This window comes from Jiulongibacter sp. NS-SX5 (assembly GCF_052828545.1).
Genome location: NZ_CM128248.1, coordinates 3697737 through 3711781, shown reverse-complemented (window position 1 = coordinate 3711781; position 14045 = coordinate 3697737). Strand labels below are relative to the sequence as shown.

The following is a 14045-nucleotide window of genomic DNA, read 5'->3' as shown; positions in this document are numbered from 1 at the left end:
TAACAATAAGTACTAATGCTAAGCAATGGAATCTGGAGGAGAGGTATTCATTGCTCTTGCAAGGAACATAATCCATTTGAAATTGATTGTTTAGGCTAATATTCGGAATTTTGAAAATCAGAACCAGCTATCAAAAATGAAATACCTTGTTGTAGGACTAGGAAATATAGGACCGGAATATACCTTCACACGACATAATGCGGGCTTCATGGCTCTTGACAGAATTGCCGCCCAGGAAGGTTTGACCTTTGAACTTAAAAAGCTAGCACAACATGCCGAGTGGAAGTCAAAAGGCAGAAGCATACACCTTATAAAACCAACTACCTATATGAACCTCTCCGGGAAAGCTGTCCTTTATTGGATGACTCAACTGAAAATACCCAAGGATAATGTACTTATAGTAGTGGATGATCTGGCACTACCTGTAGGTAAGTTAAGACTAAAACCGAAAGGTTCCTCGGCAGGTCATAACGGCTTAAAAGATATTGAGCGAGTTCTTCAAGGTGCAAACTACTCACGTCTTAAAATCGGAATAGGAAGTGACTTCCCAAAGGGCAGACAGGTCGATTTTGTACTTGGCAGGTTTCCAGAAGATGAAATGATCGAGCTTATCAATAAACTGGACAAAGCGAAAGACATGATTCTTTCATTTTGTACTATAGGTATACAAAAAACCATGAACTCCTTTAATGAATAATTGTACTTTATGAAGTTTTTCACCCTCTCCTAGAATTAAATATTTTAATTAATAAATTATTTTAATTTCAATATTTTATTCTTCTATATTATTCTTTAGCAATATTTAAATTTATATTTAGAGAACTATACGTGCATATATCAATATATAATTTCGTCAACCATTAACTTCTAAATTTGCACAGAACGTAAAAATGAATCAATTTTGTAGCGTAATCAATAGGGACAAATAAAACAATTCCACGAATATGTTACTTAATTTTTCTAAATTTGCAATTGTACTTTCGGTGATAATCTTAGGATCGACCACTACGAAAGCAGAGAACTCACTAAGAGTTCAAGACAATATATACCTTAGTGAAGGCACAGAGTTCAACTTCAAAGTATTCATGAACACTAAAGCCAAAAGGTATGTCAAAAAGAATGATAAAGAATGGGCAGACTTTAATAAGGTAGTAAGACTGTATAACAGTTCTACAGGTAAGTTCCTTTCATTATCAGATCAAGAAAAGGAAGACTTCTATTCTGCTGTAGCCAGCATTAACAGCAAACTAAGCAGAATGAAAAAGGAAGAAGCTCAACTATGGCTTAAAAAAGTAGATGTAACAGAGAAGATTTTCTCATTCCTATGGCAGGAAAGAAACATCGCAGAGCCAGTCGAATTATTTGAGCTTCCGTCGGTGAAAGTTGAACCAGTAATGGGTCGCTAAATCGACAAACGATTAGAAGAGTATTAAATTTTCATAGTTTAATAGGTTAGGGTTGAATATTTGAAAGCCGACTTGCCATGCGAGTCGGCTTTTTATTTTTTAAGGAATTCAGTCTACTGAATTGAGTATCAGCACCCTCCTATTTTTACTTAAGAGTTGAAGAAATAAAAGTTGAAATTTTTCAAATATTATTACTCTCAAGTATTGACTTTAAAAACTATCCATTTATCTTTGCATCCACATTTGAGAGACACCTCTTAAATACCTGAAAAGGTCTGGTAGTTCAGTTGGTTAGAATACCTGCCTGTCACGCAGGGGGTCGCGGGTTCGAGTCCCGTCCAGACCGCAAAAGCCTTAGAGAAATCTAAGGCTTTTTCTTTTTACACTATCCCAATGCCTCACTACACTTACATTATTCACAGCATCAAGGACTCCTCTTTTTACATAGGCTATTCAGCCAACCCAGAACAAAGACTCATCAAACATAATAATGCCAACAAAGGCTACACTTCTACTAAGAAGCCGTGGAAACTAGTTTACATCGAAGTTTTCGAATCCAAAACAGAGGCTCTCAAAAGAGAAAAATTGATCAAGGCTCAAAAAAGCCGTGAGTATATCTTAAAACTAATTCAGCAAAAAAGTTAGAATACCTTTCCCGAGTTGCTCGGGAGGGTCACGGGTTCGAGCCCTTCCGATGCATCGGATCAAGCTATTCAGACCGCAAAAGCCTTAGAGAAATCTAAGGCTTTTTCATTTTACACTATCCAAATACCACACTACACTTATATTATTTAAAGCATCAAGAAAACTGCTCTTTTTATATTGAGCATTCTGCTAAACCAGGATAAAGACTAATCAAACATAATAATGCCAATAATGGCTACACTTCTACTAAGAAGCCTTGGAAGCTGGTTTAAATCGAAGTTTTCGAATCCAAAACTGAGGCTCTCAAAAGAGAAAAATTCATCAAGGCTCAAAAAAGCCGTGAGTATATCTTAAAACTCATTCAGCAAAAAAGTTAGAATACCTGTCCCGAGTTGCTCGGGAGGGTCGCGGGTTCAAGTCCTTCCGATGTTTCGGAACAAGCTATCCAGACCGCAAAAGACTTAGAGAAAACTAAGGCTTTTTTCAGTATTTCTTATTGTCTCTAACCTAACAATCAATACCATCGATAGGCGAAGTATTCGCAAGGTGCATCTGAATTATTACTAATTCCATGCATTTGACCTGACTTAATAAAATACAAATCACCTGCCTTTGCCTCATAACTCACTCCATCAATAGTTAACACTGTATTCCCCTCAGTTACCAAGATAATTTCTGAGTCTTGATGTTGATGAGGTTTATGACTTGGCCCCTTATGATTCAATCGGGTTACATGCATCTCAAACTTCTCACACATTACAGTTGGCCTATCCATATACCCCACACGTCCACCTTTTGAGGTATGTTGCATGGTAAGTTTTGACCTATCCATAAACAATTTCCCTCCCGCCTTGTTTGATCTGTCCATGTCCATTGGCTTTTTTGACCTAAACATCATGACATAATAACTCAGATTATCGTCTCCAACATTTTGTAAGGACTGATTTACACCAGGAGGTATTAAAACTACACTTCCTTTGGGCAGAATAAGGCTTTCGTCATCCATATTCATCTTCATGGTCCCCTCCTTCACTATTAATACTTCCTCAATGTCATTTTGAATATGAGGAGGAGCTGGTTCTGCACCCGGATATTGAGTAGTTGCGTGTATTTCCAAATAATCAAAATGAGGCGAAGTGCCTTCCATTAGCCTTCGAGATTCTCTTTGACCAAACTTACGAACCTCTAATTCATCCCACTTATAAACTCCTGATTTAACTTCAGCTAACTGAGCATTTGAAACCATTGATAAAAATATTAGTAAAACAGTGATAAAAGACTTCACTCCGCAATTCATTAGTAATAAACTCCTTAAAAAATATTGAATTCAAATTAGACAATCTTTTATTGTATTTTTCATATTAGAGTCGCAAACAAAAAATCAACTGACACAAGGTTCTTTTTAGTAGAGAAAGAATACGATAATGATGCAAATCAATAATTAAGCCCATAACCTTTCTTGATTTATTCAAAGAACCAAGGCCATTACTTTAATCTGACAACGGACAGTTTGGTACGAATGATTACTTTTACCGAAAGACCGAACCAATGCTTCTAAAAGACTTAATTCAACACCTCGAAAACTGGGCACCACCTGCCTACCAAGAAAGCTATGACAATTCAGGGTTACTTACAGGCTCGCCATCACAGGAAATAACGGGAGTACTCGTATCACTTGACTGTATAGAAAATGTTTTGGATGAAGCCATTGAGAAAGGTTGCAATGTAGTGGTAGCACACCATCCCATCGTATTCAAAGGTCTAAAACGTTTTACGGGTAAAAACTATGTAGAGAGAACTATTATCAAGGCCATCAAAAATGACATTGCTATCTATGCCATCCATACAAATCTGGACAATATTGACACAGGAGTGAACCTCAAGATTGCTGAAAAACTAGGCTTAGAAAACTTTAAAATACTGGCTCCAAAATCGGATCAACTATTAAAGCTTACAGTCTTTGTACCAACACCGCATACCGGTCAATTGCTAGATGCATTATACGCAGCAGGAGCAGGAGAAATAGGAGAATACAGCAACTGCAGCTTTAGAACAGAAGGAAAAGGCACGTTTAAAGCTAGTCAAAGAGCAAATCCTACAATCGGATCAAGGGGTGTTTACGAGGAAGTAGAAGAAAATAGAATTGAAGTCATTTTCCCAAAGCATATTAAGGGCAAAGTACTCACCGCGATGAAAAAAGGACACGTTTATGAAGAAGTAGCGTATTACCTATCTACTCTTGAGAACCAATTTCAAAATGTAGGTTCGGGACTAATTGGATCACTCAATGAACCTATTGAGACCAAAGAATTCCTCAATACTATTAAAACTAAACTGGGCGTAGAAGTTATTAAGTATACTGACATTGTAAAAGAAAAAATCAGCAAGGTGGCCGTTTGTGGAGGTGCCGGCGGATTCTTATTACCGCAAGCCAAAGCTCAAAGAGCTGATATTTTCATAACCTCTGATTATAAGTATCATGAATACTTTGATGCCGACGGAAATATAGTGATTGCTGACATAGGTCATTACGAAAGCGAACAACATACAAAAGAGCTGATTAGGGATGAAATATTGAAAAAATTCACTACTTTTGCGACCTATTTATCGGAGGTAAAAACCAATCCGGTCAATTATTTATATTAAATAAAAGCCCCTGGCGGCATTTCACCGAATAGCTTTAAAAAGTTTATGGAATTAACGATAGCAGATAAACTAGAATCGCTTGTAAAACTACAAGAAATAGATTCAAGACTTGACGAACTGAGAAAGCTTCGTGGAGACCTTCCGGAAGAAGTAAAAGACCTGGAAGATGAGGTGATTGGTATTGAGAAAAGAATGTCTAGATTTCAATCAGAAATAGACTCATATAATGAGGAGATTGAAACTCAAAAACAAAACAAAAAAGACTCAGATAAGCTGATTGTTAAATACAAAGATCAGCAGATGAACGTACGTAACAACCGTGAGTACGATGCCATCTCAAAAGAATTAGAACTTCAGGAACTTGAAATTCAATTGGCTGACAAGAGAATTAGAGAGACTGACTATAAAATCAAAACCAAAGAACAGGACATCGAAGAAACGAAAGCTACTTTAGATGCCCGTAAAGAGGTTTTAGAGCAAAAAAGAAAAGAACTTGACAGACTGATTGTAGAAAGTCAGGAAGAGGAAGAAAAACTTCTAAAGTCTAGTGCAAGACAAGCCAAGAAAGTTGAAGAAAGACTTTTGAAAGCGTACAACAAGATCCGTGGTGGAGCAAAGAATGGTTTAGCTGTTGTGGCTATAGATAGAGGAGCTTGTGGAGGCTGTTTTAACGTAGTTCCTCCTCAGATGCAAGCTGACGTGATGGAAAAACTAAAAATCATTATTTGTGAACATTGCGGTAGAATTTTAGCTGACGCTGACGCTATCAAAGTTCATAGAAAAAGAAAATAGGCTAATCAATCATAGTCAACGAAGAGGCAGATCATTAATTGATCTGCTTTTTTATTTTCTGCCAATATATAAAGCAGAAAGAACCACCACCAAAGAAGTAAACGTATAGAGTGTAAAAGGCTCATCCAGGATAAAATAGGCATACATAAAGCCAAATACCGGACATAAAAAGAGGAATAAGGATGCTCTTACGCTATCCACTTTGAGTAAAGCCAACCATAAATAAACTGCAAACCCTGAAAGTCCCAAACCAAGCCAAAGTGCAGAAATACTAACTTCTGAATTGATTTGGTTTAAGTCGGTTTTAAAACTCAGTAAAGCCAAGGGCAGAAGAAACAATCCACCAAAAAAGGCTTGCCATCCATTGATGGTCAATTTATCTAGCTTCCAATCTATTTTACTATAAAAAACTGCCGCTGAAGAATAAGCGATAGTACTTAACCCTAGATATACCAGGCCTCTAATAGTAGCATAGGAAGTCATTAAAAGAGGGTAAACCGCAATAACTACACCTAACAAACCTAAAATTAGAGCAATTACTTCATTCATTCTTACCTTCCTCCCAGCCACAATGGCCGTAAGAACGCTAATAACAAGTGGGTTTATTCCAACTTGTAAAGCCCCTATTCCGGCGGCTACCTCATGAATCGCCAAAGCAAATAACCCAAGAGCCACAGTAACATTCAATAAACCAAATAGGGCTAATTGAGTCCACTCTTTCCCTTTTGGTAATCTCTTCCTCAAAATACCATGAGCCAATAGAAACAAGGCGATAGCAGCAATAAAAAAACGAGCTTCATACAGCATTAAAGGCTGTACCCATTTCATCCCGATTTTAGCAGAAACTGAAGCTGAAGACCATATCATGGCAAACAGGACTCCAAACACAAAGAAGCGAGATGACGACATGGCTGCAAAGGTGAAAACAAAAAAGCTCACGACCAAAGGCCGTGAGCTTCAGAATTCGTCTGTATATCTTCTATTCGATACCGAAAGCTTCCTTTACTTTTTCTACGTAATCCAGCTTCTCCCAAGTAAAGAGCTCAACTTCCTGTTCTACCTTCTGACCAGCATTCTCAAATACTTTAGTTACCTTTTGCGGCTCTCTTCCCATGTGTCCATAGGCAGCTGTTTCAGAATAGATCGGAGTTCTTAGATTCAATCTTTGCTCAATAGCATAAGGTCTCATATCAAACAAGCCTTCTACTATTTTGGCGATTTCTCCATCCTTCATCTTTTTACCATCAGCATCTTTTACTTTGGCGGTACCATACGTATCTACAAAAATACCACAAGGTTTAGCCACACCAATTGCATAAGAAACTTGTACAAGCACCTCTGCAGCTACACCAGCAGCTACAAGATTTTTAGCTATGTGACGAGTCGCATATGCGGCAGAACGGTCAACTTTTGATGGATCTTTACCTGAAAATGCTCCACCGCCGTGAGCTCCTTTACCTCCATAAGTATCCACGATAATTTTTCTTCCCGTAAGGCCAGTATCACCATGAGGACCGCCAATAACAAATTTCCCGGTCGGGTTAATATGATATTGAATCTGATCGTTGAATAACTTTTTAAGGCTAGGCTTCAGCTTTTTTCTAACTCTTGGAATCACATAGCTGATGATATCGCTTTTGATCTTAGCCAGCATCTCTTCGTCCTCAGCAAAATCATCATGCTGAGTAGAAACTACGATAGTATCAATTCTGATGGGCTTATTCGTATCAGAATACTCTATAGTTACCTGAGCTTTTGCATCAGGACGTAAATACTTAATTCTTTTATTTTCTCTTCTTACATCTGCCAGTTCCTGAAGTATCTTGTGCGATAAATCAAGAGCCAATGGCATATAATTGTCTGTCTCTTTAGATGCATACCCAAACATCATACCTTGATCACCAGCACCCTGAGCATTAGCTTTGTCCTCAAAACTCTCACCTGATTTACGATCTACACCTTGGTTAATCTCAGCAGATTGCTCATGAATGGCAGAAATAACACCACATGAATTTGCCTCAAACATATAGTCTGCTTTAGTGTAACCAATCTTTTTGATAACATCTCTAGCGATCGTCTGTACATCTAAATAAGTTGAGGTATTCACTTCACCTGCCAAAACAACTTGCCCCGTTGTAACTAAAGTTTCACAAGCAACTTTTGAGTTTGGATCAAAAGCCAAAAAGTGATCGATAAGGGAATCAGATATCTGGTCAGCAACTTTATCAGGGTGGCCCTCCGATACTGACTCAGAAGTAAATAAGTATGGCATATATGAATATCTTTTATTAGAAAAACTTATTATCTATCTACAATATCTCTGCCAAACAGGAAAGCTTGGCGGCAGAAAAAACAAAAATGCAAATTATTTATGAAATGCCGAAAACGAGGTTATTTTTTCTTTTCTAAGAATAGAAAATAGATGATTTATCTAAATTTCTCAGAAATCATAGATAAAAACAAGAGACAACAAAAAAGCCTGATTTCTCAGGCTTTTTTGATCTATCTTATACATTTACATGTCTCTCTGAATGGTAAGAAGATCTTACCAGAGGTCCGGATTCTACATACTTTAATCCCCTTCTTAGGCCCTCCTCCCGATACATATCAAACATATCAGGATGAATAAATTCAATGACTTCATGATGCATTTTCGTCGGCTGTAAATATTGACCTAGTGTCAAAATATCGCATCCCGCCTCTACTAAATCATCCATTGCTTTGAAAACCTCATCTTGCTTCTCACCTAAGCCAAGCATTATCCCCGTTTTGGTTCTCTTACCATACTCTTTGGTTCTTCTGATCTGCTCCAAACTTCTGGGATATTTAGCCTGAGGCCTTACTGGTCTGTAAAGCCTTTCAACAGTCTCCATATTATGAGAAACCACTTCCTGACCTGCAGAAATCATTCTGTATAATGCATCCCAGTTACCTTTGGTATCCGGAATTAAGGTTTCAATAGTGGTTTCCGGAGAAAGTTCTTTGGTTTTCACTACTGTCTGATACCATATTTCGGCACCTCTATCCTTCAATTCATCTCTATTTACTGAAGTCAAAACAGCATGCTTTACGCCCATTGTTTTGATAGCTTCAGCTACTCTCTGAGGTTCGTCTTGGTCAAACTCAGTAGGTTTACCTGTGGCAACTGCACAAAAGGTACAGCTACGCGTACAAACATTCCCAAGAATCATAAAGGTGGCTGTTCCTTCACCCCAGCACTCTCCCATATTCGGGCAGTTACCCGATTGACATATGGTATGTAGATTGTTTTTATCAACTACCTCTCTAACTTTTCTATAACTCTCTCCGATAGGTAATTTAACTCTTAGCCAGTCGGGTCTTTTAGCCCTTGCTGGTTTTTCGATAACCTCTGCCATTCCTACTTTTTAATTAGTCTTTTGTTTCCGAAATACAAAGTTAGATAAGCTGTAGCATAAGCTCTTGCATTCGAAGTCAATTTTGAAGAAATAATTTCAGGCTGCTTTGAGAAGACCTCAACTGTAGCACCCAATTCGAATCCGGTGATATTATCACCAAAAGTACTCATATCAATACTAGTAGCGGCCTTTACATGTAAACCCGGATTTACCGAAGTATTATTCAAGAAACCTTGCCAAATACTCCCTGCTCCTCTGATAGCATTAAAATCAGTGTGAATATCTGGATCATACTGTTGAAGGGTAGCCTGCTCTCCAGCATCTCTACCATATTTTATATAATAAGGTTTTTGGATACCTAAGGAGGGACCCACAGCCAATATTCCACTCAAACCAATACTAGAATCTCCATTCTTTTTGAAGAAATACCACTCTCTACCATATTCAGGACGAAGCACAAAAAAATAATTGGTCTTACCAAAAACGAATTTCGTCCCTAATGGAGTGGGACTATTGCTTTCTTTCGGATGCTTTAGATTTACTGCTTCAAGTGCAATATACCGATGCACCGGTAGTCTTCTGGCAGAATTGATTGGAGTAGAACTTCTAAACACAAAACCACCTAATAATCCTGAATGGGTATTGGTGGTTACGCCGTAAGCAAAATACTTGGAATCCATCTCATCTGATTCCTCATCAACGCTATCGCCCAATTGACCGTAAGTTTGGCCTATTGCTAAAAACGCAAGCATTAAAAGGATGAATTGATTCTTCTTCATTTCCAAGTTTGGATAAATATAAAGCGAAACAAATCAGCTTCCTAGTTTTGAAACTCATCTATTTTGCATACCTATTCATAAACGAACAGAAGCTAAAAAAGATTTATTTTGTAATCAATTATTCAAAGATTTGACGAACTGGAGTTTTTATATTGAAGAATTCATCAATTATCTGACCCTGGAAAGGGGACTATCTGAAAATAGCTCAGAGGCTTACCAAAGAGATGTATTGAAACTTCAGCAATTCTCCGGGAAAGATTCTCCCAAACAAATTGATTCTAATGACATCTCAAGAATACTGGAAGAGCTTTACGACTTGGGCATAGCCGCTACATCTCAGGCAAGAATCTTAAGCGGATGGAAGTCATTTTTCAAATTTTTGCAACTAGAAGAACATATTTCAAAAGATCCATCTGCCTTAATAGAAAGTCCTAAGACCCGGAGAAAACTACCTGAAGTACTTCATTATCATGAAATTGAGTCTATGCTTGAGGCCATTGACCACTCTTCAAACGAAGGTACCCGAAACAGAGCCATTCTTGAAACCATGTATAGTTGTGGATTACGAGTTTCTGAACTGACCTCACTAAAACTAAGTGACTGTCATTTTCATGAAGGCTATATTCAAGTTACCGGTAAGCGAGACAAAACCAGACTGGTGCCTATTGGGAAGCAGGCAGTAAAGTATATCAACATTTATGAACAAACTATTCGGAACCACCAGGAAGCTAAACCAGAGGCAGAAGACATTCTATTTTTAAATAGAAGAGGTAATAAATTGACCCGTGTCATGATCTATATTATTGTCAAAGACCTGGCCCTAAAAGCTGGAATTGCGAAAGAAGTATCTCCTCATACTTTCAGGCATAGTTTTGCCACACATTTGATAGAAGGTGGAGCCGACCTGAGAGCCGTACAAGAAATGCTTGGTCATGTTAGTATTACTACTACAGAAATCTACACTCATCTGGATAGAGCCTATTTACAGCAAACTATCCAACAGTTTCATCCGAGGGCTTAGTCAAAGCAAACCTCCAAAAAGTCTTTGGTCAGGCCAGCACAGCTATGTGGAGCTTCTAACATTCCCGCATGAGCAATGTGATCACTTATCAGCACATAAGGCTTTTTCAGAAGATCTATTTGCTTTAAAGCATCTTCATAAGGAATAAAGTTATCCTGTTTACCTACCACAAAAAGAACCGGTACGTCTAACGAACTCAAGACTTTGTTCCTATCGGGTCTAACTTTCATGGCCATAGTCGCCTGAATTAAAGCTTCTTCAGGAAGCTTTTTATTATCGTCTAACTGTTGCCTTATGTACACACTATTCTTTCGTTTGAAATCTTCATTGTACATGTTAGGCAGAAAACCTTCTATGAAAGCCGCCGAGCCTTTGCGTTTGATGAAAGAAGCTGTTTTATCTCTTGTCTTTTGTTTATCTACAGAATCGGCAAAGGAGGTAGAATGAAACAAACCCAAACCAGCTAAATATTCTGCATGCTTTTCTGCATAGGCCAGGGAAATGTATCCTCCCATAGAATGCCCAATCAGCACGAAACGTGTAATATTTCTTTGCTCTATCTCCGTATGCACCCACTGTGCATACTGGTCAATAGACTGACAAAAGGCAATTTTAGAATAATCTAAGGTGATAAATGTGTATTCGTCAGGAAGCAGAGGGATAAATGTATCCCATATATCCGGGTTTTCTCCAAAACCATGAAGTAGTACTACGTTCATTTATTCTTTTTAAAAGGGTTCCTTATTCGGCGTCTCCGTTTTTTGAAGAGCTTCTTTAAACCAAAAATTAGGAATAAAATGGATGCCACACCAAATAAAATCGCAAGTGTCTGAAGCTTAATCAGTGCAAGGATGATGGCCACACCAAGAAATACAAAGCCAATTAAAAGATTACTACCAAACTGCCTCCACATTCTCCTACGCTTCCGTTTCTTTTTTTCTTTCAGCTTCTCTTTATCAGGGTCGCCTCCTGTTAAAATCTCCTTTTCAATTTCAACCTTCTCTTCGACTACCTGAGGAATCTCTATCTCTTCAGGCTTAATCTTTATCTCAGGAAAATAACGTTTAACCTGAATCTTCCCGGCTGGCTTTTCTATATCTCTGATCTCTACTTCTATTTCCTTTTTCTTCAAAAAAGGCAAGTCTACTTTAAGCTTCTTCTCAGAACTGCGATAAGACAATGGTCTTGTTTCCTGAATAGGAGCATATTGACTTCTACATGAAGTCATAAAAATGATCAGTGCTGATAAATAGAAAAGGTGTTTAGGCATATAAAAAAGCGTTGAACAGGTTTGGCCTATTCAACGCATATTTTGAAGGTTTTGTTATTTAATTACGCCACTAATTTAAGCTCGTAATACGACGAATGCTCAAACTTTTGCTCGGCATATGCCTTGGTTACTTCAAACTCTTTGACATCCTCTTTTGAAGGAAGCTCAAACATTGCATCCGTTAAAATTGCTTCGCAAATAGACCTTAATCCACGAGCTCCTAATTTGAAAATTACCGCTTGCTCAACAATATAATCTAAAGCCTCTTCGGTAAATTTCAGATCAATATCTTCCATTTTGAAAAGCTTTTTGTATTGCTTCATTAATGAGTTCTTTGGTTCTACCAATATCCTCTTGAGCGTCTCTTTATCCAGCGGGTTGAGGTAAGTCAATAATGGTAAACGACCAATCAATTCAGGAATCAAACCAAATGACTTTAAGTCTTGCTGAGTCACAAAACGAAGAACATTTTCATTTTCCCAAATTCTGTTCATGGTTTTATCCGTAGAAAAACCAATCGGAGCTTTATTAATTCTCTTACCAATATGACGGTCAATGCCATCAAAAGCACCTCCACAAATAAAGAGTATATTTTGGGTATTGATCTGTACTAATGGCTGCTCAGGGTGTTTTCTTCCACCTTGAGGCGGCACACTCACTATAGAGCCTTCTAATAACTTTAATAACCCTTGCTGCACACCTTCGCCGCTCACATCACGGGTTATAGATGGGTTATCAGATTTTCTAGATATCTTATCTACCTCATCAATGTATACTATACCTCTTTCAGCCAGCTCAGGATTATAATCGGCAGCCTGAAGAAGCCTGCTCAGAATACTCTCCACATCTTCACCCACATATCCTGCTTCTGTCAATACCGTTGCATCAGCAATAGCAAAAGGAACCTGAAGCATTTTGGCAATCGTACGTGCCAGATAAGTTTTACCGGTCCCTGTCTCCCCTACCATGATGATGTTTGATTTCTCGATAGTCACGTCATCAGTGGAGGCTGGCTGCATTAATCTTTTGTAGTGATTATAGACAGCCACAGAAAGTACACGCTTAGCCTCATCCTGCCCTATCACAAAATCATCGAGATAATTCTTAAGGTCAATCGGCGGCTTGAGCTCAAACTTCGGTAGCTCGGCCTTTTTATTCTTCTTTTTTCCCTTTGGGTTTACCCCAAATAATTCTTGTTGTACTAAATCGTGCCCCTGAACTATACAATGGTTACAGATGTGTCCATCTGTTCCTGACAAAAGCAGATCAACTTCATTTTTTTTGCGTCCGCAAAACGAGCAAAAAGGCTCTTTATACGCCATTCTTCGGTCTTATTAAATTTCCGCAATTTACCATAATCTACCCGATAAATCACTAAACGGTTTATATCGGGTATAAATAGGTCTTAATCTCTGTAAAGTACCTCGTCAATCAGGCCGTAGCTTTTCGCTTCTTCAGCCTTCATCCAGTAATCTCTATCAGAGTCTTTTTCGATTTGTTTGTAAGTCTTGCCGGTGTGTTTAGATAGAATCTCGTACAGCTCTTTTCTCAATTCGATGATCTGCTTCACAGAGATTTCCATATCAGTAGATTGACCTTGCATTCCACCGCTTGGCTGGTGTATCATCACTCTTGCATGAGGTAAGGCAGATCTTTTTCCTTCAGCACCACCTGCCAATAACACAGCACCCATAGAGGCTGCCAAAGAAGTACAAATAGTCGCCACCTCTGGTCTTACATATTGCATGGTATCATACATTCCCAGACCCGCATAAACAGATCCACCCGGGCTATTGATGTACATCAAAATATCTTTTTTGGCATCTACTGACTCCAGGAACAATAGCTGTGCTACCACAATATTAGCCACCTGATCATCCACACCAGTACCCAGGAAAATGATACGGTCCATAATCAACCTTGAAAATACATCGATAGCAGCGAAACGCATAGGACGCTCCTCAATGATATTGGCTGTCATGTTTTCTACATTATGCTTTAAATAGTCATCAACAGTTAAGCCGTTAAGACCGCGGTGACCCACCGCATATTTTCTAAATTCTTCTCCGAAATTCATGTATTAATTATAGTTTCTGTCAAATGTAAACA

Annotated in this window: 15 protein-coding genes and 1 tRNA gene; 7 read left to right on the top strand and 9 right to left on the bottom strand. The window is 38.3% G+C overall.

Annotated elements, in window-relative coordinates; translation table 11 throughout:
* Positions 1 to 136: 136 nt before the first annotated feature.
* From pth to ACUXV0_RS16120, 4 genes are all read left to right on the top strand, one after another.
* Positions 137 to 697, top strand: coding sequence for an aminoacyl-tRNA hydrolase (gene pth / locus ACUXV0_RS16135; RefSeq protein ID WP_446190606.1), 561 nt, complete (start codon positions 137 to 139; stop codon positions 695 to 697).
* A 388-nt stretch (positions 698 to 1085) separates the two neighbouring features.
* Positions 1086 to 1406, top strand: coding sequence for a hypothetical protein (locus ACUXV0_RS16130; protein WP_446190605.1), 321 nt, complete (start codon positions 1086 to 1088; stop codon positions 1404 to 1406).
* 272 nt (positions 1407 to 1678) lie between these two features.
* Positions 1679 to 1752 (top strand) — tRNA-Asp (locus tag ACUXV0_RS16125).
* Between the two features lie 47 nt (positions 1753 to 1799).
* Positions 1800 to 2051 (top strand): GIY-YIG nuclease family protein, encoded by a 252-nt coding sequence (locus ACUXV0_RS16120; RefSeq protein WP_446190604.1) that lies wholly within the window; start codon positions 1800 to 1802, stop codon positions 2049 to 2051.
* Positions 2052 to 2565: 514 nt separating this feature from the next.
* Here the strand turns inward: ACUXV0_RS16120 and ACUXV0_RS16115 are convergent.
* Positions 2566 to 3348 (bottom strand): cupin domain-containing protein, encoded by a 783-nt coding sequence (locus ACUXV0_RS16115; RefSeq protein ID WP_446190603.1) that lies wholly within the window; start codon positions 3346 to 3348, stop codon positions 2566 to 2568.
* A 251-nt stretch (positions 3349 to 3599) separates the two neighbouring features.
* On the opposite strand from ACUXV0_RS16115, the gene ACUXV0_RS16110 reads away from it, so the two are divergent.
* Complete coding sequence (locus ACUXV0_RS16110; RefSeq protein WP_446190602.1) at positions 3600 to 4697, top strand: Nif3-like dinuclear metal center hexameric protein; 1098 nt, start codon at positions 3600 to 3602, stop codon at positions 4695 to 4697.
* A gap of 45 nt (positions 4698 to 4742) precedes the next feature.
* On the top strand, positions 4743 to 5489 hold the full coding sequence (locus tag ACUXV0_RS16105) for a zinc ribbon domain-containing protein (protein WP_446190601.1): 747 nt from the start codon (positions 4743 to 4745) through the stop codon (positions 5487 to 5489).
* 51 nt (positions 5490 to 5540) lie between these two features.
* Here the strand turns inward: ACUXV0_RS16105 and ACUXV0_RS16100 are convergent, their stop codons facing one another.
* The 4 genes from ACUXV0_RS16100 to ACUXV0_RS16085 all read right to left on the bottom strand — a co-directional run bounded on the left by ACUXV0_RS16100 (position 5541) and on the right by ACUXV0_RS16085 (position 9645).
* Positions 5541 to 6398, bottom strand: a complete 858-nt coding sequence (locus ACUXV0_RS16100; protein ID WP_446190600.1) for a DMT family transporter — start codon at positions 6396 to 6398, stop codon at positions 5541 to 5543.
* Between the two features lie 70 nt (positions 6399 to 6468).
* On the bottom strand, positions 6469 to 7761 hold the full coding sequence (gene metK, locus ACUXV0_RS16095; RefSeq protein WP_446190599.1) for a methionine adenosyltransferase: 1293 nt from the start codon (positions 7759 to 7761) through the stop codon (positions 6469 to 6471).
* A 235-nt stretch (positions 7762 to 7996) separates the two neighbouring features.
* Complete coding sequence (lipA, locus tag ACUXV0_RS16090; protein WP_446190598.1) at positions 7997 to 8866, bottom strand: lipoyl synthase; 870 nt, start codon at positions 8864 to 8866, stop codon at positions 7997 to 7999.
* 2 nt (positions 8867 to 8868) lie between these two features.
* Positions 8869 to 9645 carry a hypothetical protein gene (locus tag ACUXV0_RS16085; protein WP_446190597.1) on the bottom strand — a complete coding sequence of 259 codons (777 nt, stop codon included), beginning with the start codon at positions 9643 to 9645 and terminating at the stop codon, positions 8869 to 8871.
* A gap of 130 nt (positions 9646 to 9775) precedes the next feature.
* Between ACUXV0_RS16085 and xerD the strand changes: the two genes are divergently transcribed.
* Positions 9776 to 10666, top strand: coding sequence for a site-specific tyrosine recombinase XerD (xerD, locus tag ACUXV0_RS16080; protein WP_446190596.1), 891 nt, complete (start codon positions 9776 to 9778; stop codon positions 10664 to 10666).
* Here the strand turns inward: xerD and ACUXV0_RS16075 are convergent.
* From ACUXV0_RS16075 to ACUXV0_RS16060, 4 genes are all read right to left on the bottom strand, one after another.
* Entirely contained in the window at positions 10663 to 11385 is a 723-nt protein-coding gene (locus tag ACUXV0_RS16075) for an alpha/beta fold hydrolase (RefSeq protein ID WP_446190595.1), read from the bottom strand. The genes xerD and ACUXV0_RS16075 overlap by 4 nt on opposite strands.
* Complete coding sequence (locus tag ACUXV0_RS16070; protein WP_446190594.1) at positions 11382 to 11936, bottom strand: hypothetical protein; 555 nt, start codon at positions 11934 to 11936, stop codon at positions 11382 to 11384. Before ACUXV0_RS16070 ends, ACUXV0_RS16075 begins: the two co-directional genes overlap by 4 nt.
* A gap of 62 nt (positions 11937 to 11998) precedes the next feature.
* Positions 11999 to 13258, bottom strand: a complete 1260-nt coding sequence (gene clpX / locus ACUXV0_RS16065; RefSeq protein ID WP_446190593.1) for an ATP-dependent Clp protease ATP-binding subunit ClpX — start codon at positions 13256 to 13258, stop codon at positions 11999 to 12001.
* 83 nt (positions 13259 to 13341) lie between these two features.
* Entirely contained in the window at positions 13342 to 14013 is a 672-nt protein-coding gene (locus ACUXV0_RS16060; protein ID WP_446190592.1) for a ClpP family protease, read from the bottom strand.
* Positions 14014 to 14045 lie beyond the last annotated feature (32 nt).

Bases quoted from the DNA above. Each gene is read 5' to 3' on its own strand.
- clpX (WP_446190593.1), bottom strand. From the start codon at position 13,258: ATGGCGTATAAAGAGCCTTTTTGCTCGTTTTGCGGACGCAAAAAAAAT.
- metK (WP_446190599.1), bottom strand. From the start codon at position 7,761: ATGCCATACTTATTTACTTCTGAGTCAGTATCGGAGGGCCACCCTGAT.
- pth (WP_446190606.1), top strand. From the start codon at position 137: ATGAAATACCTTGTTGTAGGACTAGGAAATATAGGACCGGAATATACC.
- ACUXV0_RS16105 (WP_446190601.1), top strand. From the start codon at position 4,743: ATGGAATTAACGATAGCAGATAAACTAGAATCGCTTGTAAAACTACAA.
- ACUXV0_RS16110 (WP_446190602.1), top strand. From the start codon at position 3,600: ATGCTTCTAAAAGACTTAATTCAACACCTCGAAAACTGGGCACCACCT.
- ACUXV0_RS16100 (WP_446190600.1), bottom strand. From the start codon at position 6,398: ATGTCGTCATCTCGCTTCTTTGTGTTTGGAGTCCTGTTTGCCATGATA.
- ACUXV0_RS16060 (WP_446190592.1), bottom strand. From the start codon at position 14,013: ATGAATTTCGGAGAAGAATTTAGAAAATATGCGGTGGGTCACCGCGGT.
- lipA (WP_446190598.1), bottom strand. From the start codon at position 8,866: ATGGCAGAGGTTATCGAAAAACCAGCAAGGGCTAAAAGACCCGACTGG.
- ACUXV0_RS16130 (WP_446190605.1), top strand. From the start codon at position 1,086: ATGAACACTAAAGCCAAAAGGTATGTCAAAAAGAATGATAAAGAATGG.
- ACUXV0_RS16070 (WP_446190594.1), bottom strand. From the start codon at position 11,936: ATGCCTAAACACCTTTTCTATTTATCAGCACTGATCATTTTTATGACT.
- ACUXV0_RS16120 (WP_446190604.1), top strand. From the start codon at position 1,800: ATGCCTCACTACACTTACATTATTCACAGCATCAAGGACTCCTCTTTT.
- ACUXV0_RS16115 (WP_446190603.1), bottom strand. From the start codon at position 3,348: ATGAATTGCGGAGTGAAGTCTTTTATCACTGTTTTACTAATATTTTTA.
- ACUXV0_RS16075 (WP_446190595.1), bottom strand. From the start codon at position 11,385: ATGAACGTAGTACTACTTCATGGTTTTGGAGAAAACCCGGATATATGG.
- ACUXV0_RS16085 (WP_446190597.1), bottom strand. From the start codon at position 9,645: ATGAAGAAGAATCAATTCATCCTTTTAATGCTTGCGTTTTTAGCAATA.